Source organism: Methylobacterium sp. BI1 (assembly GCF_056680125.1).
Genome location: NZ_CM155267.1, coordinates 1,784,442 through 1,811,048 on the forward strand (window position 1 = coordinate 1,784,442; position 26,607 = coordinate 1,811,048).

A 26,607-nucleotide genomic window follows, 5' to 3' on the forward strand; every position below is an offset into this window, starting at 1 on the left:
GCGGTGGCCCGGTTCGCGCGTTGCTGGTAGAGATCCGGCGCTGACCAGGGGAGACGACGATTTCCGACGATGTATGGGTGACCGGCCTGGGCCTCCTCGCCGTCTTTGCCCTCGTGCTCGCCAACGGGTTCTTCGTGGCGGCCGAATTCGCCCTCGTCTCCGTCCGCAAAAGCCGGGTCGCCGAGCTGGTTTCCGAGCGACGGACCAACGCCCGCCCGCTCCAGCGCGCCACCGACCAGCTCGACGCCTACCTGGCCGCGACGCAGCTCGGCATCACGATCTCCTCCCTGGCCCTCGGCTGGGTCGGCGAGCCGGCCCTGGCGCATCTCATTGTTCCGGCACTGCATTTCCTGCCGGAGCCGGTCGGGACCACGGCGGCCCACACCATCGCGGTGGTGATCTCCTTCGTCCTCATCACGGCGATGCACATCGTCCTCGGCGAGCTCGCCCCGAAGAGCCTTGCGCTCCAGCGCAGCGAGCGGACGGCCCTCGCGGTCGTCCGGCCCCTGGGCGTCTTCCTCTTCGTGTTCCGCCCGGCGATCCTATTCCTGAACGGCCTCGGCAACGGCGTCGTCCGGCTGTTCGGCCTCCAGGCGGGCCACGGCGAGGGCTCGCTGCACTCCACCGCCGAACTGAACCTCCTGGTCCAGGCGAGCCAGGAGGCCGGCCTCATCCGCGAAGCGCAGCAGGAGGCGGTGCAGCGCATCTTCTCCATCGGCGAGCGCCGCGTCCGCGATATCATGACCCCCCGCCACGAGGTCGAATGGGTCGATGCCGACGAGGAGCCGGAGGCGATCCTGACCTCCGTGCGTACCTGTGACCACGCCCAATTGGTGGTCAGCCGCAGTGAAGTCGACGAGATCGTCGGCGTCGTCCGCAAGCAGGACCTGCTCAACCAGTTGCTCGACGGCAAGCCCGTCAATGTTCTCGCGGTGACCCAGCCCCCGATCGTCGTGCACGAGAGCATGTCGATCCTTGCGGTCCTGGAAACCTTTCAAGCGAAACCTGTGCGGATGGCGGTGGTGGTCGACGAATACGGCAGCCTCGAGGGGATCGTGACCCAGACCGACCTGCTGGAGGCGATCGCCGGAAACATCCCCGAAGTCGGCGACGAACCCAGCGTGGTCGAGCGCGAGGACGGGTCGCTCCTCATCGACGGCATGATGCCGGCCTCGCAGGCCTTCGATCGCCTCGCCTTCGCCGAACATCCGGATTCGGACGATTTCACCACGCTCGCCGGCTTCGTGATCTTCCGCCTCGGGCGCATCCCCGGAACGGGCGATCACTTCGAATCCCACGGCTGGCGCTTTGAGGTGGTCGATATGGACGGCCGACGGATCGACAAGGTTCTGGCGATACCCCTGTCCTGAGGGCTCAGGGAGCCTCGCAGGCGGCCGTTCACGACCGAGGGCTTGGCACCGCTGGGCGGAACGGATGGGATCCACCGGGCCGCCAAGCCACTCTGCGTGTCGTTCCCGAAGAACCCTCCATGCGCTTCGCCGCTCGCGCCGGCGTTCCTCAGGGTCCTGAGAGGACCCGTGGGACTGGAGATGGACCGACCGACGAAGATCGACTGCCGTTGCGCGTAAGCCGGGCTGCCGACGTGCTGACCGGGGTGGAGCTGGGCGCCCGACTGCAAGCGCCTCAGCACGGCCCGCAGCGAACTCAGGACCGCACGCCGCAGGGGTATCGATGGGCGCAACGGTTCGACGGGAGCCAACCGAAGAGCCTAGGGCCACAGCGATGCGGCTCCAGCATTCGGCAAGCCGCGGAACAGGGTCCGAATAGCAGAAGCGCTGACCGGGCAGGAGCCCGATCAGCGCGATCACCCTCTCAGGCGATATCCAAGGCGCACTGCACGCACCTGAGCGCGTGCAGTGCGGGCCGCATTCAGGCATCGACCTTCTTACGCGGGCCGCGGCGCTTCTTCTCGGCCTGCGGAGCCTCGGCCGCCGGCTCCTCGGGCGGCGGAGCGGACACGGTCTCCTCCGGCGCGCTCTTGGCCACACCCTTCCGGCGCTGCTGACCGAGGCCCAGCGCCCGTGCCAGCTCGGAACGCTGCTCGGAGTAGCTTGCCGAAGTCATCGGATAGTCGGGCGCGAGGCCCCACTTGGCCCGGTACTGCTCGGGTGTCAGGCCACGCAGGGTGAGGTGGCGGCGCAGCGTCTTGTACTGCTTTCCGTCCTCGAAGCTGATCAGATACTCGGGCGTGATCGAGCGACGGATTTCCTGGGGCGTCGCCTTCGGCGGACCCGCCTCGGCAGCCGGCGTGCCGCTGGCGGTGACGCCACGGATCGCCTCATGCACATCGCTGAGCAACTTAGGCAGCTCCGCGCTCTGTACATGATTGTTGCTGACGTAGGCCGAGACGATGTCGGCGGCCAGGGTGATGAGTCGAGCTGCGTCGTTGTCTGTTTCGGTCATGTTTCGTAGCCAATCTGCATAAGTGCCGGCGTTGTCTTGAAGCGTAGGCTCAGATCTTTCCGTAAGCAAGATGTTACATCACAAGAGGAGCAATTTTTCATCGTGTCTGTGTGGATCATTTATCAATTTTTCGCGCATCGCATGCACACTTTGCAGCAGTCGCGCTCCAGTTGCCCAACAAGACCATCGCGGATCGCTCTCGCCTGGACGTTTTTGGGTGATTCACAGGACGATGCTGACTAAAACCGCCTCTTCGGCGCAATAAGATCAGCCGTGGTCGACATCCGCTCGTTCGATCGCCCGACGTTGCTGGCACGTCCGCGATCGTCGGCCTCACCCCACGCTTCCGAAAGGAAACCTGCGCCTCTTCAAGAGCATCAAATGCTGTCCCGACGACCTCCGACTAGAATCGGACCGACCACCGGACATAACGTTGCGTTGGATAGAACAATTTTATGGTGTTCGCAATGAAGGGAAGAGAGTTCGTACAGCATCGGCCAGAAAAGCTTGGGGAAGGCGATGCAGGCGCTCCGAGCAGAGGTCATTGACGAGGATGGGGGGTCGCCATTTTTGGGTTTGCCAATGGCTCATCTTCGCGAACGCCACAGCGATCTCGGTCCAATGACAACCCAGTCGTGATCAGGAGGCGTTCTATGGATCGAGGCCGTCAAATCGCGTCGGCGCATGCAGCGCGGAGCTGGCGTTCGGCACGCGATCGCGGGGCCAATACCGTCCACCCATCCGGTGTCGGCGAGCCTTGTCTCGACGGATAGCTCACACCCCCGGGAAGCACCCCCGCCGAACGGGGCAGGGGCGCGCTCGAGATTGTTCAGTCGAGCCCAAGCATGAGGGTGATGTTCTGGACGGCTGCGCCGGACGCACCTTTGCCGAGATTGTCGAGGCGCGCGACGAGAACGGCCTGTCGATAGGCGTCCTTGCCGAAGACCCGCAATTCGAGCCGGTCGGTGTCGTTCAGGGCTTCCGGCGCGATGCGCTCCTCGTCGCCGGCGGGGATCACCCGGACGAGATCCTGTCCCTCGTAATAGGCCCGGAGGGCGGCTTCCAGATCCGCGACGGCCGGTGAGCCCGGCAGGGTATCGAGGTGCAGCGGCACGCTCACCAGCATGCCCTGCCGGAAGTTCCCCACCGACGGAATGAAGATCGGCCGCCGCGTCAAACCGGCATACGCCTGCGTCTCGGGCAGATGCTTGTGGCCGAGACCGAGGCCGTACAGCAGGAAGGGCTCGCCCTGTCCGCCCTCGTACGTCTCGATCATGGATTTGCCGCCACCGCTGTAGCCGCTGACGGCGTTGATGCTGATCGGGTGGTTCGACGGGATCAGACCGGCCTCCACCAGAGGTCGGAGCAGGGCGATCGCACCGGTCGGGTAGCAGCCGGGATTGGCGACGCGACGCGCGTCCCGGATCGCCTGGGCCTGCGCGGGATCGAGTTCGGCGAAGCCGTAGACCCAGGCCGGATCGACCCGGTGGGCCGTGCTGGCGTCGAGGATTCGGGGTCCGCCGTCCGGCAGGGTATCGGCGAGGGCGACAGTCTCCTTGGCGGCAGCATCGGGTAGGCACAGCACGACGAGGTCGACCGCCTGCAGGAGGTCCCGCTTGACCGCGATGTCCTTGCGGCTCTCGTGCGGGATGCTCTTCAGGGCGATGCGGCCGTCGCGCTCGAGGCGCTCGCGAATGCCGAGGCCGGTGGTTCCTGCCTCTCCGTCGATGAAGACCGTGGGCTTTTGCCCGACACCGTGCTCGCTCATGGACACCTGAGATCCTTTCGTCGGGCCGACGGAGACGCGTCCCGCATCGACCCGTGCGCGCCACGTGGCCGGGACGCTTCGTCAAGTCAATGTCTTCGCAACGCTGGAATAAGGCGTGATGACGCTGGATCAAGCCTGTGTATCGTTTCCGCGCGCCTGGAACGGCGCCGTCGACTGTCCGGTTATGGCCCGAAGAGAGCTCAGACGCGGATCTGAGACACAGATCTACAACCGAGGAACAGCGGATGTCGGCCAGCGCAGAGAAGAGCGATCCCAAGCTCTGGGAGAAGGTGAAGAAGGAGGTCACGGACTCCGACAAGGGCGGAAAGCCCGGACAATGGTCGGCGCGCAAGGCCCAGGCGGCGACCAAGGCCTACAAGGATGCCGGCGGTGGCTACAAGGGCAAGAAGTCGGACGACAACCACCTGAAGCAATGGACGGAGGAAGAGTGGGACACCAAGTCCGGCAAGAAGAGCGGCGAGACGGGTGAGCGCTACCTGCCCAAGAAAGCGCGCGAGTCGGTGTCCAAGTCCGAATACGACCGATCGACGAAGAAGAAGCGTGCCGATTCGGCAAAGGGCAAGCAGTTCTCGAAGCAGCCCGCCGACGTCGCAAAGAAGACCGCTGCGGCGCGCAAAGCCGGTTCCGGCAAGACCAAGGCCGACCTCATGAAGGCGGCACGCGAAAAGGACATTCCGGGACGCTCCAAGATGTCGAAGGGCGAACTCGAGCGCGCCCTCCACGCCTGAGGCGTCAGGCGCTCAGCGTTCCCCACGAGGACTTCCACAGGTCCTGCGGGTCGATCACCACGATCTCGCGGTCGCTCTCGTTGGCGACGTGGACGGCGATGCCGAATGCCTGGGCGATGGGAAGCGCGCCGGTGGTGCTGAAGAGGCGCCCATCGGCAAGCTTCACCTCCCCCGTGGTCGCGCCGTCGGCCTGCGCGAGGCAGAGGGTCACTGCGGCGGCGTCGGGCTGGGTGACACGTCGGAAGGGCTTCGCCATGGGAAGTCGTCTCTCTGCAGCTGAAAAAGGAAAGGGCGGCCGAAGCCGCCCTGTCCAGATACGTCGCGAACGAGGCGCTCAGCGCTTCGAGAACTGGAAGCTGCGGCGGGCCTTCTTGCGGCCGTACTTTTTGCGCTCGACCACGCGGCTGTCGCGGGTGAGGAAGCCCTCGCGCTTCAGCGGCGAACGCAGCTCCGGCTCGTAGTAGGTCAGCGCCTTCGAGAGGCCGTGGCGCACCGCGCCGGCCTGGCCCGAGAGACCGCCGCCATGCACCGAGACGGTGATGTCGTACTGGTCGACGCGGTTCGCGATCTGAAGGGGCTGGCGCAGGATCATGCGCAGCACCGGACGGGCGAAATAGGTCTCGACGGCGCGGCCGTTGACGACGACCTTACCGGTGCCCGGCTTGATCCAGACGCGGGCGACCGCGTCCTTGCGCTTGCCGGTGGCGTAGGCGCGGCCCTGGGCGTCGAGCTTCTGGACGTGGACCGGGGCGGCGTTCTCCGGCGACTCGACGTTCGCGCGGTTCAGGTCGGAGAGGGACTGAAGGGTCGCCATGATCAAGCGCTCACGTTCTTGCGGTTGAGGCTGCCGACGTCGAGCGCCTGCGGCTGCTGGGCGGTGTGGGGATGCTCGGAGCCCTTGTAGACCCGGAGGTTGCCCATGATTTGGCGGAAGAGGGGGCCGCGCGGGAGCATGCGCTCGACGGCCTTCTCCACGACGCGCTCGGGGAAGCGACCATCGAGGATGAACTTGGCCGTGCGCTCCTTGATGCCGCCCGGGTAGCCGGTGTGGTGGTAGTACACCTTCTGCTCGCGCTTGCGGCCGGTGAACTTCACCTTCTCGGCATTGATGACAATGACGTTGTCGCCGCAATCGACGTGGGGCGTGTACACGGCCTTGTGCTTGCCGCGCAGGCGCATGGCGACGATGGAGGCGAGCCGGCCGACGACCAGGCCCTCCGCATCGACGATGATCCACTTCTTGTCGACGTCGGCGGGCTTCAGAGAAAAGGTCTTCATCCCGTGGCGTTCCGTATGGTGTCTGGACAAAACGATGCGCCGCCGCGTGCGGGACGCGACGGCGTTGGCGGCTCCATTAGGCCGATGGGGGTCTTTCGTCAAGCCGGAAAGGCGCGTGATCACGGCCTCGAAACGCCGAAAAGCGCAATCTTTCGAGCTATTTCAAGCACGCGGTATCAGAATACCGCATTCGGTTGCAGGACACTCGCCGATCTCCTGACGAGAGGTATCGGCAAAGCGGAAGACACCCCATCGAGCGATTCGTCGACGGTATGGGTCGGCCTGCTTCGCGAGCCAGTCACCTGCACGGCCGCGGCAAGCGGCGGCGCAAGGTCCATCGATCGTCCGAGCGACGAGTCCGGGGGGCCGGATTAGCGGTCCGCCTTCTCTCCGGCGGTGGTGAGTTCGATGTAGCGCAGGGTGGTCGGACGCACGAGTTCGCGGACCTTGCGGGCCATCCCCTCTTCCTCGCGCAACGATTGCTCGAAGCCGGTGAGGGCGGTCTGCTGGCCGGCGGCCTCGGCAATGGCGAGAAGCGACTCGTAGGCTGCGATCTCGAAATTCTCGAAGGCGTGGTTCGCGTAGGCGTTCTTCAGGATCTCGTCCTGGGCCGGCGTGTGCCCGAGCGCCATGATGTTTCCGACGAAGCCGAGCACGCCCTCCTTGATGGCGGAGGGACTCTCGGACAGGCTGTGCAGGGCTTCCTCCAGACGGGTCCTCTGGCCGTGCGTCTCCTCGATATGACGGCGCAGGGCCGCCTCCATTTCGGGGTAGCGCTGCAGGCGCTCGACTTGCCGCTCCATGATCTGAAGTGCCTGCATTTCGAGTGCATGGGTGTTCTTCAGAGCGGTCACATAGATTTCGCGGGTCTCAATAGCCACGTTCGTAGTCTCCCGATCAATCGCGAAAGCGTTCGCTGTCGTCACGAGAAGATCACAGTGCCGCCTCATGTTCCGGCGCAGCCTGCGACATCTATGTCTTCTGCCGCCGCGACAGGGTCATATCGAATGCCGCCACGTTTACGACCGGCTCAACCCAGGTCGATGTCCAGGAGCGGCTGCGGTCAGCTTCGCTTCAATCGCTCCAGCTCCGCCTCCGCTGCCAGGGCGCGCGCCTTCCACTCATCGCGCTCGGCCTCGGCGGCGCGCGCTGCCGCCTCGGCACGCTGAGCGCGCGCTGCCTGTGTCGCAGCCAGGGCCTGGGCGCGTTCGCGGGCGCGGGTCTCGCCCGCCATCTGCACCTTCAGGTCGCGGGGCGTCGCCATCGCGGCTATCCTTCATCCAATTCGGTAGAGCTGCCTTCCCGCGCCGGTGCGCCCGGGTCAAGGTCGGCCCGACCGTCAGCATAGGCTGCGAAGGTCGTCGAGGCTGCAGGCCCGGCCGGACAGGAATGGTCACCAGACCGGGGGGCATGAGGACCGGCCCGAGCGCCGCGGCGAGCGCAAACCTGCACCAGATGAGTTCCGCCGCATGCTGCGCGGCACTCGTCCCGGAGCGACGTTCGACGCGCCGCTCGCGGGAGCGGGACGATGGTTCGGGCGCGGGATGCGAGCCTCGGGCATCCCGTCGCTTCGAGGCCAGCGGCCCATCCGAAGCCCTGTCCCGCCGACGCGATCCGCGAAGGCCGGCCGGTCCTGCGAACCAGATGGACGATTGGGGACCGGCGCTGCGCAGGGGGGGCTGGGGAACGGCGGGCGATCCTGATGCGACCCTTATGGAATCGCACCGCGTTGCCGCTCGAACCCTCACGCGCCGCGACGCACGTTCCTCGCGCGGTCCGATACCGGGATCGTCCGACCCGCGAGCCCTCCATGTCCCGTCTTCTTCCGGTCACGCCCGACGACCCGATCGCCGGCCCCGACACGTCCCGCTTCGTCATCGGACGAGACAGGCACGGCTGCTGGGTCGCTGTCGAGGTCCATGGCCGGGCCGGCGGCTTGTTCCGCACCCGCCAGGCCGCGCTGCACTATGCCGTGGAAGCGACGGCGCACCGGCCGAATGCCGTCAGGATCGCCGCGGATCGCATCGAACTCCGGATCTGAAAGGGGGGAACGGCGTTCGGACCGGCCCTCAGCCGCCGGGCCCGCCCTCCTTCGGGCGAAGAACAGCGTGCAGGCCCGCCGCGTCGTGGGCGGCACGCAGGGCCGCCGCCACGGCCGGATCGCGCAGCCGCCGGGCGATGCAGGCCAGTGCCGTCACCGAAGTGTCCCGGGGGTCCACCGGCAGCAGCAGGAGCGCGACAAGGTCCACGGGGCGCCCGTCGATCGCCTCGAACGCCAGGGGATCGCGCAGACGGGCCAGGAGTCCGAAAGGTCGCTCCAGGCCGTCGAGGCGCGCATGCGGCAGGGCGATGCCGTCGCCGATTCCGGTGGAGCCGAGGCTCTCGCGCGCCGCCAGGGCTGCGCGGATCGCCGACGCCTGCCGCCCGAGGGCGAGCCCCGCTCGGCGTGCCAGGTCATCGAGGAGCGCTGCCTTGCCGGATGCGCGCAGGCCGCAGACGATGCGGTCCGCAGGCAGGAGATCGTCGAGGGTCATCGGATCGGTCCACCCCCGTCATCGGGCGCGCGCAGGCGGTAGCCGACCCCGGTCTCGGTGAGGAGGATCCGGGGACGCTCGGGATCGGCCTCCAGCTTCTGGCGGAGCTGGCGCACATAGACCCGGAGATATTGCGGGTCGGAGGAGGTCGAGACCGCCTTCATCAACTGGGCGTGGGTCAGGGCCTTTCCGGCATGCTGCACCAGCACCCGCAGGAAATCGTATTCCCGGGGCGTCAGCTTCACCTCCGCGCCGCGGACGCGGACGATGCGGCGCACGAGGTCGACGCTGAGGCCGTCGACCTCGAACAGGGCGCGCTCACCCTGAACCGCCAGTTGATGCCGCAGGGCCGCACGCAGGCGCGCCAGGAGTTCCCCCATGCCGAAGGGCTTGGTGACGTAGTCGTCCGCGCCGAGGTCGAGGGCTTCGACCTTGCCCGGCTCGTCGTCGCGGCTCGACAGGACCACCACCGGCAGGTCGCGATGGTCCTCCCGGATGCGGCGGAGGAGGTCGTGCCCGCGCATATCCGGCAGGCCGAGATCGAGGATGACGAGGTCGATCGTCTCGCAGGCCAGGAGTTCGAGGGCCACCCGCCCGCTTGGCGCCTCGAAGATCGCGTAGCCCTGCGTCGCCAGCCCCATGCGCAGGAGCTTGCGGATAGGCGGCTCGTCATCGACCACGAGGACGGCGAGACTCATGCGGCAAGTCTCATGTGGCGTGACTCATACGGTGAGACTCATGCGGCGAGGTCGGAGGTGGGCCGGCTCGCGGCGGGCACCGGGAGCAGGAGGGTGAAGACCGCGCCGCTGCGGTCCTGCCGGTTGCCCGCCGTCAGCGTCCCGCCCATCGCCTCGACGAAGCCGCGGGCGATGGCGAGGCCCAGCCCGGTGCCGGCTCTTACGCTGTCGCCCTTCCGGACGCGATAGAACTTGTCGAACACCCGCTCCCGCTCCGCTTCCGGGAGGCCATCGCCCGCATCGATAATCTGAAGGCGCACTTGGGATGGGCCGCCGGCCTGCCCCGACATAAGTTGCGCCGTGACCATCACGGTCGAGCCGGCCGGTGCGTATTTCGCGGCGTTGTCGAGGAGGTTGACCAGCACCTGTTCGAACAGGACCGGATCGAGCCGCAGGGCCGGGAGGTCCGGGGCGAGTTCCAGCACGACCCGGTGCTCCGCCAGGATCGCACCCAGACGGCGCAGGGCCGTATCGACGATCTCCGTGACGTCCTGCGCCGTCAGGCTCGCCGAGACTGCGCCGGCCTCGAGCCGGGTCATGTCGAGGAGATTGACGATGAAGCGGTTCAGACGCTCGGATTCGGCGATGATGGTCGCCAGGAGGTCGCCCTTCGCCTCCCTCCCCAGATCGGCGTCGAGATCGCGCAGGGTTGTGGCGGCCCCGAGGACCGAGGACAGGGGGGTCCGCAGGTCGTGGGAGATCGACGTCAGCAGGGCCTGGCGCAGGCGGTCGGTCTCGGCATCTCGCTCCGCCCGCGCCAGATCCTCCACGAGCCGGACCCGCTCGATGGCGAGGGCGCCCATGTCGGCGAGGGCATCGAACAGCCGTCGATCCTCGGGCGTGAGGATCGGTCCGCTGCCGTCCGCGTCGAGGCCGATCACCCCGATGAGGCCGCGACCTGTTCGCGTCGGTATGAAAATACGACGGGCACCCGGAAGCGTATCGGCGCCGCGTCCCGCCGGCCGATCGTTCGCGAAAGCCCACTGCGCCGCCGCCAGATCCGCCGCGTCGAGGCGGTCCTCGGGGGGATACCCGGCCCGGACCGTCACCGTGTCGCCCTCCGGCAGCAGCAGCACGACCCGTACGCGCAGCATCGCGGCGATCTGCGCCGAGGTTGCCCAGAGGACGTCGTCGAGCGTACCGCAGGCGGACAGCTTCCGGCTGAAGCCGTAGAGGCGCTCCGTTGCCCGCGCCCGGCGCTGGCTGACCACCGCCACCGCCCGAGCCCGAGCGGCGAGGTTGGAAACCAGCACGGCGACGAGCGTAAACAGCAGGAACGCGGCGACGTTGGTCGGGTCGGCGATCGTCAGGGTGTAGACCGGCGGCAGGAAGAAGAAGTTGTACGCCAGCGACGCGGCGACCACCGACGTCAGCGCCGGCCCCAGGCCGAACCGCGCCGCCACCGCCACCACCGCGGTCAGCAGGAACAGATCGGCATTCTCGACCCCGAGATAGGGCTGGAGCGCGAGGGCGAAGCCGAGGCCAGCGAGAATGGCGAGGGCAGCAAAGCCGTAGCCGGTGCCATCGACCTTGGCGCGCTCCGGGGCCGTCGCTACCGTCCTGGGTGAGCTGGGTGTCGGCAGCGTCTCGCCGGGCACCACGTGGATGCTGATCGCACCACTCCGGCGCACGAGATCGTGGACCACCGAGCCGTTGAAGAGCTCGAACAGCCAGGACCGCGTCGCCTTGCCGACGACGATGTGGTTAACGTTGGCGCCGCGGGCATACGCCAGGAGATCGTCGGCCACGCGCCGGCTCCCCGGCACGGTCACGGCGTCGCCGCCGAGACGATCGGCGAGGCGCAGGGTCTCGGCGACCCGATCACGGTCCGCTTCACTGAGGCCGAGGCTGCGCGTGCCCTCGACCGTGACGGCGGTCCAGGGCGCGTGCAGTCGGTCGGCCAGGCGCTTTGCGTAGCGGACGAGGCTGGGGGAGCGCGGATCCTCGCTCACGCAGACCATCACCCGCTCGCCAGCGCTCCAAGGTCCTGCGATGGCGTGGGCCTGCATGTGGTTCAGGAGTTCGTCGTCGACCCGGTCGGCCGTTCGGCGCAGGGCAAGTTCACGCAGGGCCGTCAGGTTGCCGCGAGAGAAGTAGTGGCGCAGGGCGCGCTCCGCATTGGCGGGCACGTAGACCTTGCCGGCCTTCAGGCGCTCGATGAGGTCGTCGGGATTGAGGTCCACCACCTCGATGTCGTCGGCACGGTCGAGGATGCTGTCGGGGACCGTTTCGCGGACCCGGATGCGCGTGATCTGCGCGACGACATCGTTCAAGCTCTCGACGTGCTGGATGTTAAGGGTCGTGTGCACGTCGATGCCGGCCGCGAGCAGCTCCTCGACATCCTGGTAGCGCTTCGGGTGGCGTGAGCCGGGCGCATTACTGTGGGCGAGCTCGTCGACGAGCGCCAGGGTCGGGCGCCGCGCCAGCAGGGCATCGAGGTCCATCTCCTCGATGACGCTGTCATGGTAGGGGACCCGTCGGCGCGGAACGACCTCGAAGCCCTCGACAAGGGCCTCGGTCTCGCTCCGTCCGTGGGTCTCCACGACGCCGATCACCACGTCGATCCCGGCCTTGAGACGAGCCCGGCCGATCGTCAGCATCTCGTAAGTCTTGCCGACCCCGGGCGCGGCGCCGAGGAAGACCTTGAGGCGCCCGCGTCCCGTCTCGTCCCGACGCGCACGATCGAGCAACGCCTCCGGCGAGGGACGCTGCCGCTCACGGCCATCCTCGCTCATCGACAATCCTTCATCCCATGTGTCCCTCGAAGCGGATTATTGCCGGAGGCTCGCGTCCAAAGCGAGGTTCAGGGCCAGGACATTCACGCGCGGCTCGCCGAGGAGCCCGAAGGTCCGGCCTTCGACCTGCGCGGCGAGGAGGTCGCGCACCCGATCCTCGCTGACGCCCCGCGCACGGGCCACGCGCGGTACCTGGAACTGTGCCGCCTCGGGCGACAGGTCTGGATCGAGCCCGGATCCACTGGCGGTCACGAGATCGACCGGCACCGTCGCGCCGGGGTTCTCGGCCCTCAGGGCGGAGAGGTCGCCTTTGACGCGCTCGGCCAGGGCGGCGCTGGTCGGCCCGAGATTGGAGCCGGCCGAGTTGGAGGCGTTGTAGGGCGATACCACGGTCTTGGTGGCATCGGTCGGATCGGCGGCCACCGTCGCCGAGGGGCGCCCATGGAAGTAGCGGGCGGTGGTGAAGGACTGGCCGATCAGGCTGGAGCCGACGACCGTACCGTCGCGGCGGATCAGGCTGCCGGCGGCCTGGGCGGGGAAGATTGCCGCGGCGAGACCGGTCATGCCCAGGGGATAGGCGAGGCCGGTGATCGCCGTCAGCAGGACGAAGAGGACGAGAGCGGGACGCAGGGACGCGCGCATGGGGACTACTCTGGTTTGGACGAGGAGGGGATCAGGCGAGGTGCAGGGCGTTCACGGCGAGATCGATTGCCTTGATGCCGACGAACGGTACGAGAATGCCGCCGAGGCCGTAGATCAGCAGGTTGCGCCGCAGGAGCGCTGCCGCCCCCACTGCCCGATAGGAGACGCCCCGCAGGGCGAGCGGAATCAGTGCTACGATGATCAGGGCATTGAAGATGATCGCCGACAGGATCGCACTCTGGGGCGACGCGAGATTCATGACGTTCAAGGCCTGAAGCTGCGGGTAGAGCGTCAGAAACATCGCCGGGATGATGGCGAAGTACTTGGCCACGTCGTTGGCGATGGAGAACGTGGTCAGGGCCCCGCGTGTCATGAGTAACTGCTTCCCGATCCCGACGATCTCGATGAGCTTGGTCGGGTCGGAATCGAGGTCGACCATGTTGCCGGCCTCTCGGGCCGCCACCGTCCCGGTGTTCATGGCGACGCCGACATCGGCCTGGGCCAGGGCCGGCGCGTCGTTGGTGCCGTCGCCGCACATGGCCACGAGCTTGCCGTCCGCCTGCTCTCGGCGGATCAGCGCGAGTTTGTCCTCAGGCGTGGCCTGCGCGAGAAAGTCGTCGACGCCGGCCTCGGCCGCGATGGCCGCCGCCGTCATTGGGTTGTCGCCGGTGATCATCACCGTGCGGATGCCCATACGTCGGAGTTCGGCGAAGCGCTCGCGGATGCCCCCTTTCACGATGTCCTTCAAACACACGACACCGAGGAGCCGTCCTCCACGGGCGACCGCCAGGGGCGTGCCCCCGGCCTTCGCGATGGTCTCGGCGATGGATCGGATCTCCGCCACCGCATCGGAGTTTATGTCGGGCCGAAAGGCGAGAGCCGCGTTCGTGCTGCGCGACGCAATCGGCTGGCCGCCGAGGGACGCGATCACCGCCTCGACCGCGCCCTTGCGAATGGACCGTCCGTCGAGGTCGACCCCGGACATCCGCGACTGCGCCGTGAAGGGCACGAAGGTGGCATTCAGGCTGGCCATGTCGCGGGCGCGGATGCCGTGGCGGTCCTTCGCCAGCACGACGATCGAGCGCCCCTCGGGTGTCTCGTCGGCGAGGGAGGCGAGTTGCGCCGCATCCGCGAGATCCTGCTCGTCGACCCCGCTCACCGGCCGGAATTCGGTCGCCTGCCGGTTGCCCAAGGTAATGGTGCCGGTTTTGTCGAGCAGGAGAGTATCGACGTCGCCTGCTGCCTCGACGGCACGGCCCGACATCGCGAGCACGTTGAAGCGTACGAGTCGGTCCATGCCTGCAATGCCGATCGCGGACAGGAGCGCGCCGATGGTGGTCGGGATGAGGGTCACGAACAGGGCGACGAGGACGACGAGGGGAATGGCGCCGCCGGCATAGCTCGCGAAGCTCGGAATGCTGGCCACCGCGAAGACGAAGACAAGAGTTAGACCGGCGAGCAGGATGTTGAGGGCGATCTCGTTCGGCGTTTTCTGGCGTGAGGCACCTTCGACCAGAGCGATCATGCGGTCCACGAAGGTCGAGCCGGCCGCCGCCGTGATGCGCACTCGGATCGCGTCGGACAGGACCTGGGTTCCACCCGTCACCGCCGACCGGTCCCCGCCGGACTCCCGGATGACCGGCGCGGACTCGCCTGTGATGGCCGCCTCGTTGACGGAAGCGACGCCCGCGATGACCTCGCCATCGGATGGGATCAGGTCGCCGGCCTCGACCAGCACCACGTCACCGACCTTCAGCGACGTTCCGGGCACCGAGTCCCAGGTATCGCCAGGACCGGTGAGACGCTTGGCCATCGTCTCCGTGCGGGTGCGGCGGAGGCTGTCGGCCTGAGCCTTGCCGCGGCCCTCGGCCAAGGCCTCGGCGAAATTGGCGAAGATCAGCGTGAACCAGAGCCACAGGATGATCTGGCCTGAGAAGCCGAGCCCGGTCGCGCCGGTCGCGAGATCGCGGACGAACAGAACGCTGGTCAGGGCGGCGACGACCTCGACCACGAACATCACGGGATTGCGGACCATGATCCGGGGATCGAGCTTGCGGACAGAACCGACGAGGGCCGGGCCGACGAGGGCGGCACTGAAGAGGGAGGTGGAGGGACGAGACATGACGGGGGTTCCACAAAGGATCGCGAATAGGCCGGGCGCGACGCGCCGGGTCCGTACGATGAGTCAGGGCGCGAGGGCGCGGCCCGTGAACTCGGCAGCGAGCACCAGGCCGAGGGCGCCCAGGAGCGTGACCCCGAGCACTGCCAGGATCAGGTCCGAGAGTCGGGCCGGCCGGCTCCCGGACATCGTGTGGAGCGGGCGGTGGCCAGCGCGGAGCCCGTGCAAGTGGTGGCGCCGGCCCCGGCGCGGTGGATGGGCGGGCCGCATCGCTCAGCCGCCCGCCGCGAAGGTCTGGCCTGCCGTGCCTGCCAGATGCTCGACGATCGGGCCGAGGGCGAGGGAGGGGAAGAAGGTCAGGCCGCCAACGATCAGGATCACGCCGACCAGCATGCCGATGAACAGACCGCCGTGGGTCGGCAGTGTCCCGGCGGAGGCCGGCACGGTCTTCTTGGCCGCGAGGGCGCCCGCAATCGCCAGGGCGGGGATGATCACGAAAAACCGCCCCACCAGCATGCCGATGCCCAGCGTCGTGTTGTAGAACGGGGTGTTGCCGCTGAGCCCAGCGAACGCCGAGCCGTTGTTGGCCGCGGCGGACGTGAAGGCGTAGAGGATCTCTGAGAATCCGTGCGGCCCGGCATTGGCAGGCCCGGCAAGACCGGCGGCTACCACCGTGGCGAGGGCCGTGAACCCCAGCATCATCAAGGGCAGGCACAGGATGGCGAGCATGGCCATCTTCACCTCCCGAGCCTCGATCTTCTTGCCGAGATATTCGGGGGTGCGGCCGACCATGAGCCCCGCGACGAAGATTGCTACGATGACGAAGACGAGCATGCCGTAGAGGCCTGCGCCGACGCCGCCGACGATGATTTCGCCGAGCTGCATGTTGATCATCGGAACGAGGCCACCGAGGGCGGTGAAGCTGTCGTGCATCGCGTTGACCGCACCACAGGAAGCGGCGGTGGTCACCACCGCGAACAGAGCGGACCCGACAATGCCGAAACGGAGCTCCTTGCCCTCCATGTTGCCGCCCGCCAGCCCGAGATCGTTCAGGACGGAGCTGCCCGCGGCCTCGCTGGCATAGGTGACTAGGACGCCGGCGAGAAACAGCACGCCCATGGCACCGAGGATCGCCCAGCCCTGCCGCTCGTCGCCGACCATGCGGCCGAACACGTTGGTCATCGCCGCGCCGAGGACGAAGATCGAGACGATCTGGATGAAATTGGAGAGCGCAGTCGGGTTCTCGAAGGGATGGGCCGCGTTGGCGTTGAAGAAGCCGCCGCCGTTGGTCCCGAGCATCTTGATCGCGACCTGGCTCGCTACGGGCCCGATCGCGATCGTCTGGGTGGCGCCTTCGAGGGTCGTGGCCTCGATGGAGGCGCCCAGAGTCTGGGGGATGCCCTGCGAGACCAGGAACAGGGTGTAGACCGCGCAGATCGGAAGCAGCACGTAGAGGGTGCAGCGTGTGAGATCGACCCAGAACGAGCCCACCGTCCGGGCCGACGCCCGTGCGAAGCCCCGGACGAGGGCGACGGCGAGGGCGATGCCGGTGGCAGCCGAGAGGAAGTTCTGGTGGGTGAGGCCCAGCATCTGTGACAGGTAGGAGAGGGTGCTCTCGCCGCCGTAGTTCTGCCAGTTGGTGTTTGTCACGAAGCTCGCCGCGGTGTTGAAGGCGAGATCCGGTGCCACGGCCGCTTGGCCGGCCGGATTCAGGGGCAGGACATCCTGCAGGCGCAGGAGCCCATAGAGCGCCGCGAAGCCGAGGGCGTGGAACGTCAGCATGGCGAGCCCGTAACCGAGCCAACTCTGCTCGCCCCGGGCGTCGATACCGGCCACGCGGTAGAGTGCCGCCTCGACGGGCCCGAGCACGGGTGAGAGAAACGTGCGCTCACCCTGGAACACGCGGGTCATGTACCCGCCGAGTGGCCTGACGAGCGCCAGTACGGTCGCGCAGAGTAGCGCGACCTGGATCCAGCCGTTGATGGTCATGGAAGTGGTCCTTGGGAAATCCGTCCGGAGGGCGCGTCAGAACCGCTCGGGGCGCACGAGAGCATAGGTGAGGTAGCCGAGCAGCCCGAGGGTCACGAGGGCACCGAAGGTTAGGTCGAGGGTCATGCGGGGGGCTCCTGGCAGCGCGCTCAGAGGCGTTCGCACAGCAGGGCGTATCCGGCGGCGAGGCCGAAGAAGGCGAGGCCTGCGGCGAGGAAGGCGATGTCGAGCATGCTGGGTCCAAATCCGTCCGGCGGATCGGCCCGGGTCGTCTCGACCGATCACGTTCGCCCGGAGGATGGACGGGAATCGCATTAGGGTTCGAGTGAGCGCCCGCCGCGATCTTATAAGGATCGCATGAGGATCAACGCCGTCAGGGCGCCGACGCGGCTTGGTCGAGTTTGGCCGCGAGCCGCGGATAGATCCGCAGGGCGTTGCCGGCATAGACCTTCGCGCGGTCCGTCTCGGAGATCGCGGACGCCTCGACGTAGCGCTTCGTGTCGTCGAAGGCGTGGCCGGTCTCGGGATCGATGCCGTTCACAGCCCCCACCATCTCGGAAGCGAAGAGCACGTTGTCCGCGGGGACAACCTTCAGGAGCAGGTCGATGCCCGGCTGGTGGTAGACGCAGGTGTCGAAGTAGACGTTGCGCAGAAGGTCGGTGAGCGGCGGACGCTTGAGGTCCTGTGCCAGCCCGCGATAGCGCCCCCAATGGTAGGGCACTGCGCCACCCCCGTGCGGGATGATAAGGCGCAGCGTCGGAAAATCCTTGAACAGGTCCGAGGTGACGAACTGCATGAAGGCCGTGGTGTCGCCACTCAGGTAATGCGCACCGGTCGCGTGAAAGTTGCGATTGGACGAGGCGCTCACGTGCACCATGCCGGGGACGTCGAGTTCGACCATCTTCTCCCAGAGCGGGTACCAGAAGCGATCCGAGAGGGGCGGATCGGTCCAGTGGCCGCCAGACGGATCGGGGTTCACGTTGCAGCCGACGAAGCCGAGTTGGGTCACGCAGCGCTCGAGTTCCGCCGTGCAGTTCTTCGCCGAGACGCCGGGCGTCTGCGGCAACTGGCAGACACCGACGAAATTGCGCGGCATCAGAGTGGCGACGCGGTGGATCATGTCGTTGGAGACGATCGACCAGTCGAGGCTCGTCCGGGCATTGCCGATGTGGTGGCCCATGCCGCCCGCGCGCGGCGAGAACAGTGCGAGGGAAATACCGCGGTCTGCCTGAAGCTTGATCTGGCGCTCGGCGACGCTCGCCCGGACCTCGTCGTCGCTGACCGACAACGCCGAGGGCGACGGCGACTGCGCGGGGTCGTTGATGGCGTCGATCTGGCGCTTGCGCCACGCCAGCATGGCCGGCGGCTCGGTCGTGTAGTGGCCGTGGCAGTCGATGACGGGTCCGCGATAGGGCGTACGCGCGGGCTGCGCCGATGCCACGCTTGGCCACGTCGCCGCTGCGGCCCCGAAAGCCGCCACCGCTCGCATGAAGCCCCGCCGTGGCAGGCAGCAGCCGCAAGCCGCGGAGTTCATGGCGTCGGAGGCTGCGATCATCACGACCTCACCGGACGGAGAAGGGGAGTTGATACGGGCGGCCAAACGGCACGCCATTGCTCACCGTCTGGACGGGCGCGAGGAAGCCAGTGCCGTCACGTCGGTTGTTCCGGGTGTCGACCATGGAGAGCGGCCGTTCGATCCATTCCATTACCGAGACGTCGCCCGGTGCGCCGACCTGCAGGGTCCCGAGCTTCGCGTCCCGATCGATGACGCGGGCAGGGGCCGCGGTCGCCATCGCGATGACCTGCTCCAGGCTGAAGCCGAGGGGGAGGAACTTGCTCATCACCAGCGGCAGGAACGGCATCCCCGGCGTGTTACCGGAGACGACATGCAGATCCGACGAGATGGTGTCCGGTGGCGCTCCCTGGGCGATGGCCGCCTCTGCCACAGTGAAATCGAAGGAGCCGCCACCGTGGCCGATGTCGAAGACGACGCCGCGTTGCTTGGCGGCCAGGGCCGCCGGCAGGAGCTTGCCGTCCTGCACGATGTTGGTGAACTGCCCGGCCGTGTTGGGCGCGCCCGAGTAGCAGTGCGTGAGGATGTCGCCCGGCCGCAGCAAGTCCAGGATGCGGCTCATCAAGTCAGCGGTCTCGACGCCGCCGATATGCGCCATCACCTTGGCGGGACGTCCCGACAACTCGCAGGCCTGGATCGCCCGACGCAGGGGCTCGGCGCCGTGCTTGAAGATGACGTTCTCCGACATCCGAACCTTGGCGCCGAGAACGAAGTCCGGGTTCTCCGCGATGGCGAGCGCACAGGCTTCCACCTGGGCATGGTCGATGTTGTAGAGTTCCGCGACGGGGAAGGCCGACAACCCGTGATTGGCGATGTGCACGAAGGCGAACATCCGTGTCCGGGTCTGCGCAACGATGTGACGACGCAGGGCGGCGATGGTATTGGCGCCCGCATCGCCGGCGGAGACCACCGTCGTCACCCCCGAGAACGGAACCGTCTCATCGGCCGGAATGCCGATCGCCGAACCGTAGGGAAAGGTATGCGCGTGAAGGTCGACGAGGCCGGGCAGCACGAGCTTGCCGGCAACATCGATCGTCTGCTTGGCCCGATCCCTCGGGAGATCCGCCGCGAGGGCAGCGATCCGACCGTAACGGATGCCGACGTCGCGCTTCCCCCGCAGGGACTGGCTGGGATCGATCACCTCGCCGCCTCGTATGACGAGGTCGAAAGGACCGGTCGGGTCCGCGTCCGCCCAGGCCCCTGTCGTGGCGGCGAGACCCGTCGCGGCCGCTCCGGCGAGCCAGGCTCGGCGGGTCACCGCGTCCATGTCAGCGCTCCAGGCAGGATGTCACGAGGCCGGGTCATGTGCGCAGGGGACGACCAGTGAGGCCGGTTGTGTGGGTCGGGCGGCGCTGGGCACCACGACATCGCATCGACTCCCTGACCTCGGCGCTCGTTGATCGGCTCCGATGTTCAGGATGCTAGAATCTGTGTGCCACGATCGGCAACGATTTTCACAGATGATCGTCCGACAGCGCCAGGAATTCGGTGGAACGCTGTCTGTTCCCGGGGCGCCCGACATGTGTCTCGGAGAAACCCGAGCCGCATCACAGGGCAATCAGACCCTATCCGGCGCCGGAGGATTTAAGCAAATCTGCGGGCCAGACCAATCGCGGTGAAACGGACTCAGCCTAGCTGTCGCGGTCGACCTGCAAGAAGTCGATCGGGGGAGCCTGCGTCTCGTCGAAGACACCGGCCGTGAGGCTCCTGCCGTAGACACATGCCGTGTCGAGGTTGGTTCGATAGGGCTGCCGGTCGGGGCCCCCCTCCATCTGCGGCGTGTGGCCGTGCACCACGTGCTTGCCGAAGTCGAAGACCGTGCCGAGAAACGGTTCCCGGATCCAGAGGCGGTTCCAGGGATCGGGATCGATCCCGGTTCGACCGGGGCGAAAGCCCGCATGAACGAAGTAGCGCCGAGCGTCCTCATGGACGGTCGGCAGGCTCGCGAGCCAGGTCAGCACGTCGTGCGGAAACGCCTCTGGTCCGGTGACTCCGAAGGAACGCAGGGTTTGCCGGCCGCCGTTGCTCAGCCATACGGAAGCCCCATACACATCGCGATGGGCCTCCAGCATCATCTGCTCGTGGTTGCCCATGAGGCAAGTCAGGGCATTCGGCGCATCGCGCTGGAGATGACGGAGAATCTCGATCACCCGGGCGCTCTCGGGACCTCGATCCACGTAGTCGCCGAGGCAGACGATGCGGGCCGGTCGCCCGGCCCGGTGCAGGTTGATCTGCTCCAGCAGTCGGATCAACGCATCGGCGCAGCCGTGAATGTCGCCGATCGCGTAGGTGAGGACGTTCATGCGAAGTCCGGTACCGAGGTCAGGAGCATGCCCGTCGCATGGCAGGAAACGGATGCACTGAACATCCCCGGGCTAAGCAGGCGCCGTAGCCAACGCCCGTCTCGAGACTCGCGGCCCACGGGAATTTGACGGCCGAACCCTAGCGAAAGATCTGAATCATCGCCGGTGTCAGGATGACCACGAACAGCACCGGGAGGAAGAACAGGATCATCGGCACGGTCAGCTTCGGCGGCAGGGCTGCGGCCTTCTTCTCCGCCTCGTTCATCCGCATGTCGCGGCTTTCCTGGGACAAAACGCGCAGGGCCTGACCGACGGGCGTTCCGTAGCGCTCGGCCTGGATCAACGCCGTCGTCACCGCCTTGATCTGATCGAGGCCGATACGGTTGGCGAGGTTCTCGAAGGCAATGCGCCGGTCGGGCAGGTAGGACAGCTCCGCGGTCAGGACCGCGAGTTCTTCGGCAAGCACGATGGATTGCCCGACCACCTCGGTGCTGACGCGCCGGAACGCGTGCTCGACCGACATGCCAGACTCGACGCAGATGAGCGTGAGATCGAGGGCATCGGGCCACGCGGCGCGGATCTCGGTCTGACGCTTGCTGGCGCGATTGTGGAGGTACAATTCCGGGGCCTTGATGCCGAGGAGAAGCACCCCGATCACGATCATCGTGCGAATGGCGAAGGGCTGATCGAGGACACCGAGCACGAACAGATAGAAGATCGCCACAAGCGCGAGAACGATGGGCGTCACCAGGCGGAAGAACAGAAAGCCCGTCTCGGCCCCGGGCGAGCGATAGCCCGCCATCATCAGCTGCTTTCGGGCCGTCTCGGTCCCGAGCCAACGGCTCAGATTGAACTGCTCCACCACCCGTTTCATGTAGGCTTTCGGGGCAACGCGGAGGCTTGCCTTGGAGCTCATGCGCTCGCGTTCCCGGCGGCGGATCTCCTCACGCTCCTCGCCGATCAGCTTCATGCGCTTGCCGAGGCGGTCAGGCTCCAGCATGGGCTGGAGCAGCGCGAAGGCGGTCGCAGCCGCGGCGATGGCGGCGAGGGCCGTGCCGAGAAAGCGCGGCTCGGTGACCTTGGCGGCGATGAGATCCAGCATGCGGTGTCTCCGTACGATCCGACCGGACGAGGATTCGAAATCAGAACTGGGCGAGCATCGACGAACTAGACGTCGAAGCTGATCATCTTCTTCATCGTGAAGACCCCAAGCGACATCCAGATCGCTGAACCCACCAGGGCGAGCTTACCGATATCAGTCCGCCAGAGCAGGGAGATGTAGTCCGGGCTCGACAGGTAGGTGAGAAGGGCAACGATAAAGGGAAGTGCCGCGATGATGCCTCCGGATGCCTTCGCTTCCATGCTCATCGCCTGGATCTTTCCGGCCATCTTCTTGCGCTCGCGTAGCACTCTCGACAGGTTCGCGAGGGCCTCGGAGAGATTGCCGCCAGACTTCGCCTGGATGCTGATCACGATGGCGAAGAAGTTGACGTCGGACACCGGCACGCGCTCGTGCATCTTCATCAGGGCTTCGCCGAGGGACAGGCCGAGGGTCTGGGATTCGACCACCTGACGAAATTCACTGCGGATCGGCTCCTCAGCCTCCCGCGAAATGATCCGAAAGCAGTCGCCCACCGGGATACCCGCACGCACACCGCGGGTGATGATGTCGATCGCCGTCGGCAGTTCGTCGATGAACGCCTTGATGCGCCGCTTGCGAAGATACGTGATGAGCCAGAGTGGCAGCCCGAAGCCGCCGGCGAACACGGCCCCGAGGCCCGCGAGCGGATTGCCCGTGGTAATCAGGATCATGAGGCCGAACACCACCGCCATCACTGCCGAGACGGCGATGTACTGATTGCGCGTCCAAGACAGGCCGGCGCGGGCCAGCTTCAGCTCCAGCGTGACCTTGGTGCCCTCGCGCTTCGCCTCGACTTCCTTGAGGCTCTTGGCGACCTGTTCGCGACGATTGACGGTCGCGACGCGGTTTCCCGGCGCCGCCACGACGCTGACGGTCCGGCGCCGTTCGGCGGAGCGCTTCTCTCCGGAGAGGTAGGGGAAGACGAAGACGTAGGCGAGCCCCCCGGCCGTGAGCGCGAGGAGACCGGAGGCGAGGGCCAGGCCGCTGGCGTTCACAGTCCGCCCCCACCGGCGCTGGCTGCATCAAGGGCTGCCGCGAGGGCTTCGTCCTCGCCGTAGTAGCGTGCGCGCTCCCAGAACCGGGGACGGCCGATGCCCGTCGAGCGATGGCGCCCGATAAGCTTGCCGTTCGCGTCCTCACCGAGCACGTCATACAGGAAGAGGTCCTGAGTGATGATGACGTCGCCCTCGAGACCCATCACCTCGGTGATGTGCGTGATCCGGCGCGAACCGTCGCGCAGGCGGGTGGCCTGCACGATGATGTCGATGGAGCCGCAGATCATCTCGCGCAGGGTCCGCGACGGCAGGCTGAAGCCGCCCATGGTGATCATGGACTCGATACGCGCCAGGGCTTCGCGCGGGGAGTTCGCGTGAAGCGTGCCCATTGAGCCGTCGTGACCGGTATTCATGGCCTGCAGCAGATCGAACGCCTCGGGGCCGCGAACCTCGCCGACGATGATCCGCTCGGGTCGCATGCGCAGGCAGTTCTTGACGAGATCGCGCATCGTGACCTGCCCAGACCCCTCCATGTTGGGCGGCCGGGTTTCGAGGCGCACCACGTGCGCCTGCTGGAGCTGCAGCTCTGCTGCGTCCTCGCAGGTGATGATGCGCTCGTCGGCGTCGATGTAGCGGGTCAGGCAGTTCAGCAGCGTGGTCTTACCGGATCCGGTACCGCCCGAGATGACGACGTTGCAGCGAACGCGGCCGATGATCTGGAGGATGCGGGCGCCTTCCGGCGAGATCGCCCCGAAGCTGACGAGCTGGTCGAGAGTCAGCTTGTCCTTCTTGAATTTACGGATCGTCAGGACCGGCCCGTCGATGGCCAGCGGGGGCGCGATGATGTTGACGCGTGACCCGTCTGGGAGCCGGGCGTCACAGATCGGCGAGGCTTCGTCGACGCGCCGGCCGACCTGACTGACGATCCGCTGGCAGATGTTCATCAGCTGCTGGTTGTCGCGGAAACGGACATTCGTCAGCTGGATCTTGCCACCGACTTCGATGAAGGCCCGGCTGGCGCCGTTGACCATGATGTCGGCGATATCGTCGCGAGCGAGCAGCGGCTCGAGCGGGCCGTAGCCGAGCACGTCATTGCAGATGTCGTCGAGCAGTTCTTCCTGCTCGGCGATCGACAGGACGATGTTCTTGAGGCCTATGATTTCCGAGACGATGTCACGAATTTCTTCGCGCGCCGACTCCGCATCGAGCCGCGAGAGCTGGGACAGATCGATCGCCTCGATCAATGCCCCGAAAATCATGCTCTTGGTGCGGAAGTAATCCTCCGACTTTACCGTCTCCATCACGGGCACGGGCTCGGGCCGGCGGGGCGCCTCCGCACGGGGGCGCAGTGCGGAATCGTCGTGGACCGGCAGCGAGACTTGCGGCTTCTCGACCACGGCCGCCGGACGCGGCACCTGCACCGCCGCGCTGCCGGATCGTCTACCGAACATGGTGCAGCCTCCTGGCGATCAGGGCACGGGGAGCAGGCCGGAGCATCACGACGCCTTGCGACGGGCGAGCTTGGAGAGCAGGGGCTCGAACAGATTCGGGCGCGCCCGGCGAAGTTCGGCGCGGCCGGTGATCGAGGCGGCGAGCGACGAATAGATCTCCGCTACCTTGGCGTTGGCCTGCACCTCGCCGATCATCTGCCCGTTGTTGGCCGCGGTCCCGAACAGCGCGGCATCGAAGGGGATCGCGGCCGTGATCGTGGTGTCGAGGGATTTGGCGAACTCGGCCGCGGCGATCTCGGGACGCTTGGGCACCCCGACGCCGTTGAGGATGATGCGGGGTTTGCGATCGTTCGGTCGGTTCTGCTGCAGGAGCGTCAGGAGGTTCTTGGTGTTGCGCAGGGCGGCGAGCTCGGGGCTCGCGACGATCAGGATCTCATCGGCGCTGATCATCAGCCGGCGCGACCAGGCGGTCCACTGGTGCGGCACGTCGAGGACAACGCACGGCACGGCGGCCCGCAGCAGATCGAGGAGGTGGTCGAAGGCCGGCTCGGCGAGATCGGTGGTGCGATCCAGGGTGGCGGGAGCCGCAAGCAGCGAAAGGTTGTCGCTGCACTTTGACAAGAGGCGGTCGAGGAGATTCGAATCCAGGCGATCCGGCGCGAACACGGCTTCAGCGATGCCCTGGGGCGGATCCTGGTTGAAGTTCAGGCTCGCAGTCCCGAAGGCGATGTCGAGGTCGGCGATGACCGTCGCGGTGTCCTGCTCCCGACCGATCGTCCAGGCTAGGTTGTGCGCGAGGGTGGAGACACCGACCCCCCCCTTCGCGCCGACGACGGCGACGGTGCGACCGACCGGCTTGGCGCCCGGCGCGGTGAACAGGTCGGAGATCGCCTGGATGAGGTCGATCGGGCGCACGGGCGCCATCAGGTATTCGCTGACGCCCCGCTGGATGAACTGCCGATAGAGCGCGACGTCGTTGACGTGCCCGATGACGACGACCTTCGTTCCTTCGTCACAGACCTCTGCCAGTGAGTCGAGGCATTCCAGCGGTCGCGACTTCGCGCCCTGGGTCTCGATGACGATGACGTTCGGCGTGGGGGCATGCCGATAGGCTTCGACGGCCGCCGCGCCGCCACCCATCTGAACCTTGATGTGCGCCTTCTGCAGGCGCCTGTCTGTGCCCGCCGCTTCGATCAGCGACGCGCTTTCCGGCGTCTCGCAGAAGGCCTGAATCGTGATCCGCGGCACGGGAGCGATGATGCGCTCGGACGTCTCGTTCAGATCCGTCATGAAGGGAATTCCGGTTCAGGTTGCCGCCACGGCGGGAGCGAAGTCGGGTCGGGGCGCGAGCGAGGCGGGACACCCGCCCGGCGCGGTTATTGGGAGACCTGCGCCTTGATCGAGGTCTTCCCATCCTGACGCCATTCGATTGACGGATCCTTGCCGTCGCGGATCTTGCCGATGTCGTTCGTGCGCCGGATGGTGTCGATGCGACCCTCCGGGCGGGCGCGCACGAGATCGACCGGGTCCGCGATCTGCGAGGCGATGTTCGACTGTGTCGCGCAGCCGAAGTTCCAGTAGGCCTCGTTGCGGCCGCTGAAAGCGGGATCTCCGACGCCGAGATCCTGCGGCCAGGTCCCGCACTGGCTCCCGACCTTGGCTTCCATGCGCTGGAAGCTGAGGCGCAGCGGCGCTGCGAGGTTCGGGTTGGCCACGGCATAGCGGGCGACCACCACCTGGCGATCCGAAACGCCGCCTTCCAGGCTCATCCGGTGCAGGGACGCGGCCGTGCGCTGTACCGCGGCCGCCGTCACGGGCGTGCCGCCGGCGGGCACGTCGAGGGCCAGCGTTCCGCGTCCATAGCGTCGGTATTCCAAGAGGAACGCGTCGACGTCGGCGGCCTGGCGCGGATCGATATGGCCCGTGCCCGTCACGAACACGTCGAGGGTGCGCACGCCCTCGGCGAGCGCCAGGGGATGCCGGGCGCGGTAATCGGCCGGATAGAGCGAGCCGGTGGTCACGACGGGATCGGCGCGGCAGGCCCCGAGCAGGGCGGCGACGCCGGCCACGGCCACGAGGGCGAGCGGTGTACGGGGGGACGAGGTGGACATCGGGAGTAAGTCCTGCTGATGCCGGAGCCGGAGCGCCTGGATCGGAGGGAAGGGCGCC

At 67.1% G+C, this 26,607-nt stretch carries 26 protein-coding genes; 3 read left to right on the forward strand and 23 right to left on the reverse strand.

Translation table 11 applies throughout. The annotated features are described in order from the left end of the window. Positions 1 to 77: 77 nt before the first annotated feature. On the forward strand, positions 78 to 1,370 hold the full coding sequence (locus tag AC1MGR_RS08415; protein ID WP_480234289.1) for a hemolysin family protein: 1,293 nt from the start codon (positions 78 to 80) through the stop codon (positions 1,368 to 1,370). A 520-nt stretch (positions 1,371 to 1,890) separates the two neighbouring features. Here AC1MGR_RS08415 and AC1MGR_RS08420 read toward each other — a convergent pair. Both AC1MGR_RS08420 and argC read right to left on the reverse strand, forming a co-directional pair. Beyond that, complete coding sequence (locus tag AC1MGR_RS08420; protein ID WP_108034613.1) at positions 1,891 to 2,424, reverse strand: Ros/MucR family transcriptional regulator; 534 nt, start codon at positions 2,422 to 2,424, stop codon at positions 1,891 to 1,893. Positions 2,425 to 3,253: 829 nt separating this feature from the next. Further along, complete coding sequence (argC, locus tag AC1MGR_RS08425; protein ID WP_480234290.1) at positions 3,254 to 4,192, reverse strand: N-acetyl-gamma-glutamyl-phosphate reductase; 939 nt, start codon at positions 4,190 to 4,192, stop codon at positions 3,254 to 3,256. Between the two features lie 245 nt (positions 4,193 to 4,437). Between argC and AC1MGR_RS08430 the strand changes: the two genes are divergently transcribed. Further along, positions 4,438 to 4,941, forward strand: a complete 504-nt coding sequence (locus AC1MGR_RS08430) for a hypothetical protein (protein WP_108034615.1) — start codon at positions 4,438 to 4,440, stop codon at positions 4,939 to 4,941. 4 nt (positions 4,942 to 4,945) lie between these two features. On the opposite strand, the gene AC1MGR_RS08435 is transcribed toward AC1MGR_RS08430, so the two are convergent. The 5 genes from AC1MGR_RS08435 to AC1MGR_RS08455 all read right to left on the reverse strand — a co-directional run bounded on the left by AC1MGR_RS08435 (position 4,946) and on the right by AC1MGR_RS08455 (position 7,483). Further along, the gene (locus tag AC1MGR_RS08435; protein ID WP_108034616.1) at positions 4,946 to 5,197 is read right to left on the reverse strand and encodes a hypothetical protein; all 252 of its coding nucleotides are present in this window, start codon (positions 5,195 to 5,197) and stop codon (positions 4,946 to 4,948) included. A 78-nt stretch (positions 5,198 to 5,275) separates the two neighbouring features. Then, on the reverse strand, positions 5,276 to 5,755 hold the full coding sequence (gene rpsI, locus AC1MGR_RS08440; RefSeq protein ID WP_056222465.1) for a 30S ribosomal protein S9: 480 nt from the start codon (positions 5,753 to 5,755) through the stop codon (positions 5,276 to 5,278). 2 nt (positions 5,756 to 5,757) lie between these two features. Further along, positions 5,758 to 6,219, reverse strand: a complete 462-nt coding sequence (rplM, locus tag AC1MGR_RS08445; RefSeq protein WP_108034617.1) for a 50S ribosomal protein L13 — start codon at positions 6,217 to 6,219, stop codon at positions 5,758 to 5,760. A gap of 371 nt (positions 6,220 to 6,590) precedes the next feature. Continuing rightward, positions 6,591 to 7,100 carry a ferritin-like domain-containing protein gene (locus tag AC1MGR_RS08450; protein ID WP_480234291.1) on the reverse strand — a complete coding sequence of 170 codons (510 nt, stop codon included), beginning with the start codon at positions 7,098 to 7,100 and terminating at the stop codon, positions 6,591 to 6,593. A 182-nt stretch (positions 7,101 to 7,282) separates the two neighbouring features. After that, positions 7,283 to 7,483: a hypothetical protein gene (locus tag AC1MGR_RS08455; protein ID WP_108034618.1), complete on the reverse strand. Its 201-nt coding sequence runs from the start codon at positions 7,481 to 7,483 to the stop codon at positions 7,283 to 7,285. 546 nt (positions 7,484 to 8,029) lie between these two features. Between AC1MGR_RS08455 and AC1MGR_RS08460 the strand changes: the two genes are divergently transcribed. Continuing rightward, positions 8,030 to 8,260 carry a hypothetical protein gene (locus tag AC1MGR_RS08460; protein ID WP_480234292.1) on the forward strand — a complete coding sequence of 77 codons (231 nt, stop codon included), beginning with the start codon at positions 8,030 to 8,032 and terminating at the stop codon, positions 8,258 to 8,260. 28 nt (positions 8,261 to 8,288) lie between these two features. On the opposite strand, the gene AC1MGR_RS08465 is transcribed toward AC1MGR_RS08460, so the two are convergent. The 16 genes from AC1MGR_RS08465 to AC1MGR_RS08540 form a co-directional block, all read right to left on the reverse strand. Continuing rightward, entirely contained in the window at positions 8,289 to 8,753 is a 465-nt protein-coding gene (locus tag AC1MGR_RS08465; RefSeq protein WP_108034620.1) for a PTS sugar transporter subunit IIA, read from the reverse strand. Next, positions 8,750 to 9,451: a response regulator transcription factor gene (locus AC1MGR_RS08470; RefSeq protein WP_108034621.1), complete on the reverse strand. Its 702-nt coding sequence runs from the start codon at positions 9,449 to 9,451 to the stop codon at positions 8,750 to 8,752. The genes AC1MGR_RS08465 and AC1MGR_RS08470 overlap by 4 nt, the downstream gene beginning before the upstream one ends. 38 nt (positions 9,452 to 9,489) lie before the next feature. Beyond that, positions 9,490 to 12,225, reverse strand: a complete 2,736-nt coding sequence (locus AC1MGR_RS08475; protein ID WP_480234293.1) for a DUF4118 domain-containing protein — start codon at positions 12,223 to 12,225, stop codon at positions 9,490 to 9,492. Positions 12,226 to 12,261: 36 nt separating this feature from the next. Beyond that, positions 12,262 to 12,867 (reverse strand): K(+)-transporting ATPase subunit C, encoded by a 606-nt coding sequence (locus AC1MGR_RS08480; RefSeq protein ID WP_480234294.1) that lies wholly within the window; start codon positions 12,865 to 12,867, stop codon positions 12,262 to 12,264. Between the two features lie 31 nt (positions 12,868 to 12,898). After that, positions 12,899 to 14,989, reverse strand: a complete 2,091-nt coding sequence (gene kdpB / locus AC1MGR_RS08485; protein WP_108034624.1) for a potassium-transporting ATPase subunit KdpB — start codon at positions 14,987 to 14,989, stop codon at positions 12,899 to 12,901. A 63-nt stretch (positions 14,990 to 15,052) separates the two neighbouring features. Then, the gene (locus AC1MGR_RS08490; RefSeq protein ID WP_480234295.1) at positions 15,053 to 15,175 is read right to left on the reverse strand and encodes a hypothetical protein; all 123 of its coding nucleotides are present in this window, start codon (positions 15,173 to 15,175) and stop codon (positions 15,053 to 15,055) included. 84 nt (positions 15,176 to 15,259) lie between these two features. After that, positions 15,260 to 16,975, reverse strand: a complete 1,716-nt coding sequence (gene kdpA / locus AC1MGR_RS08495) for a potassium-transporting ATPase subunit KdpA (RefSeq protein ID WP_108034626.1) — start codon at positions 16,973 to 16,975, stop codon at positions 15,260 to 15,262. 36 nt (positions 16,976 to 17,011) lie between these two features. Next, positions 17,012 to 17,101, reverse strand: coding sequence for a K(+)-transporting ATPase subunit F (locus AC1MGR_RS08500; protein WP_056473541.1), 90 nt, complete (start codon positions 17,099 to 17,101; stop codon positions 17,012 to 17,014). A 247-nt stretch (positions 17,102 to 17,348) separates the two neighbouring features. Continuing rightward, positions 17,349 to 18,530, reverse strand: a complete 1,182-nt coding sequence (locus AC1MGR_RS08505; protein ID WP_480234296.1) for an amidohydrolase family protein — start codon at positions 18,528 to 18,530, stop codon at positions 17,349 to 17,351. A gap of 7 nt (positions 18,531 to 18,537) precedes the next feature. Further along, positions 18,538 to 19,815, reverse strand: coding sequence for an amidohydrolase family protein (locus AC1MGR_RS08510; RefSeq protein ID WP_480234297.1), 1,278 nt, complete (start codon positions 19,813 to 19,815; stop codon positions 18,538 to 18,540). A gap of 364 nt (positions 19,816 to 20,179) precedes the next feature. After that, entirely contained in the window at positions 20,180 to 20,851 is a 672-nt protein-coding gene (locus AC1MGR_RS08515; protein ID WP_108034629.1) for a metallophosphoesterase family protein, read from the reverse strand. Between the two features lie 139 nt (positions 20,852 to 20,990). Further along, a complete protein-coding gene (locus AC1MGR_RS08520) occupies positions 20,991 to 21,953 on the reverse strand; it encodes a type II secretion system F family protein (RefSeq protein ID WP_108034630.1) in 963 nt (320 codons plus the stop codon). Between the two features lie 65 nt (positions 21,954 to 22,018). Further along, positions 22,019 to 22,987 carry a type II secretion system F family protein gene (locus tag AC1MGR_RS08525; protein ID WP_108034631.1) on the reverse strand — a complete coding sequence of 323 codons (969 nt, stop codon included), beginning with the start codon at positions 22,985 to 22,987 and terminating at the stop codon, positions 22,019 to 22,021. Continuing rightward, positions 22,984 to 24,438, reverse strand: a complete 1,455-nt coding sequence (locus AC1MGR_RS08530; protein ID WP_108034632.1) for a TadA family conjugal transfer-associated ATPase — start codon at positions 24,436 to 24,438, stop codon at positions 22,984 to 22,986. The genes AC1MGR_RS08525 and AC1MGR_RS08530 overlap by 4 nt, the downstream gene beginning before the upstream one ends. Positions 24,439 to 24,483: 45 nt before the next feature. Further along, the gene (locus AC1MGR_RS08535) at positions 24,484 to 25,728 is read right to left on the reverse strand and encodes a CpaE/TadZ family protein (protein ID WP_480234298.1); all 1,245 of its coding nucleotides are present in this window, start codon (positions 25,726 to 25,728) and stop codon (positions 24,484 to 24,486) included. Positions 25,729 to 25,814: 86 nt separating this feature from the next. After that, positions 25,815 to 26,549 carry a CpaD family pilus assembly protein gene (locus AC1MGR_RS08540; protein WP_480234299.1) on the reverse strand — a complete coding sequence of 245 codons (735 nt, stop codon included), beginning with the start codon at positions 26,547 to 26,549 and terminating at the stop codon, positions 25,815 to 25,817. Between the last annotated feature and the right edge of the window lie 58 nt (positions 26,550 to 26,607).

Coding starts and splice junctions, on each gene's coding strand:
- AC1MGR_RS08505 (WP_480234296.1), bottom strand. CDS start 18,530: ATGATCGCAGCCTCCGACGCCATGAACTCCGCGGCTTGCGGCTGCTGC.
- AC1MGR_RS08475 (WP_480234293.1), bottom strand. CDS start 12,225: ATGAGCGAGGATGGCCGTGAGCGGCAGCGTCCCTCGCCGGAGGCGTTG.
- AC1MGR_RS08420 (WP_108034613.1), bottom strand. CDS start 2,424: ATGACCGAAACAGACAACGACGCAGCTCGACTCATCACCCTGGCCGCC.
- argC (WP_480234290.1), bottom strand. CDS start 4,192: ATGAGCGAGCACGGTGTCGGGCAAAAGCCCACGGTCTTCATCGACGGA.
- AC1MGR_RS08430 (WP_108034615.1), top strand. CDS start 4,438: ATGTCGGCCAGCGCAGAGAAGAGCGATCCCAAGCTCTGGGAGAAGGTG.
- AC1MGR_RS08515 (WP_108034629.1), bottom strand. CDS start 20,851: ATGAACGTCCTCACCTACGCGATCGGCGACATTCACGGCTGCGCCGAT.
- rplM (WP_108034617.1), bottom strand. CDS start 6,219: ATGAAGACCTTTTCTCTGAAGCCCGCCGACGTCGACAAGAAGTGGATC.
- AC1MGR_RS08520 (WP_108034630.1), bottom strand. CDS start 21,953: ATGCTGGATCTCATCGCCGCCAAGGTCACCGAGCCGCGCTTTCTCGGC.
- kdpA (WP_108034626.1), bottom strand. CDS start 16,975: ATGACCATCAACGGCTGGATCCAGGTCGCGCTACTCTGCGCGACCGTA.
- AC1MGR_RS08510 (WP_480234297.1), bottom strand. CDS start 19,815: ATGGACGCGGTGACCCGCCGAGCCTGGCTCGCCGGAGCGGCCGCGACG.
- AC1MGR_RS08540 (WP_480234299.1), bottom strand. CDS start 26,549: ATGTCCACCTCGTCCCCCCGTACACCGCTCGCCCTCGTGGCCGTGGCC.
- AC1MGR_RS08465 (WP_108034620.1), bottom strand. CDS start 8,753: ATGACCCTCGACGATCTCCTGCCTGCGGACCGCATCGTCTGCGGCCTG.
- AC1MGR_RS08435 (WP_108034616.1), bottom strand. CDS start 5,197: ATGGCGAAGCCCTTCCGACGTGTCACCCAGCCCGACGCCGCCGCAGTG.
- AC1MGR_RS08455 (WP_108034618.1), bottom strand. CDS start 7,483: ATGGCGACGCCCCGCGACCTGAAGGTGCAGATGGCGGGCGAGACCCGC.
- rpsI (WP_056222465.1), bottom strand. CDS start 5,755: ATGGCGACCCTTCAGTCCCTCTCCGACCTGAACCGCGCGAACGTCGAG.
- AC1MGR_RS08460 (WP_480234292.1), top strand. CDS start 8,030: ATGTCCCGTCTTCTTCCGGTCACGCCCGACGACCCGATCGCCGGCCCC.
- AC1MGR_RS08500 (WP_056473541.1), bottom strand. CDS start 17,101: ATGACCCTCGACCTAACCTTCGGTGCCCTCGTGACCCTCGGGCTGCTC.
- AC1MGR_RS08535 (WP_480234298.1), bottom strand. CDS start 25,728: ATGACGGATCTGAACGAGACGTCCGAGCGCATCATCGCTCCCGTGCCG.
- AC1MGR_RS08480 (WP_480234294.1), bottom strand. CDS start 12,867: ATGCGCGCGTCCCTGCGTCCCGCTCTCGTCCTCTTCGTCCTGCTGACG.
- kdpB (WP_108034624.1), bottom strand. CDS start 14,989: ATGTCTCGTCCCTCCACCTCCCTCTTCAGTGCCGCCCTCGTCGGCCCG.
- AC1MGR_RS08530 (WP_108034632.1), bottom strand. CDS start 24,438: ATGTTCGGTAGACGATCCGGCAGCGCGGCGGTGCAGGTGCCGCGTCCG.
- AC1MGR_RS08490 (WP_480234295.1), bottom strand. CDS start 15,175: ATGTCCGGGAGCCGGCCGGCCCGACTCTCGGACCTGATCCTGGCAGTG.
- AC1MGR_RS08470 (WP_108034621.1), bottom strand. CDS start 9,451: ATGAGTCTCGCCGTCCTCGTGGTCGATGACGAGCCGCCTATCCGCAAG.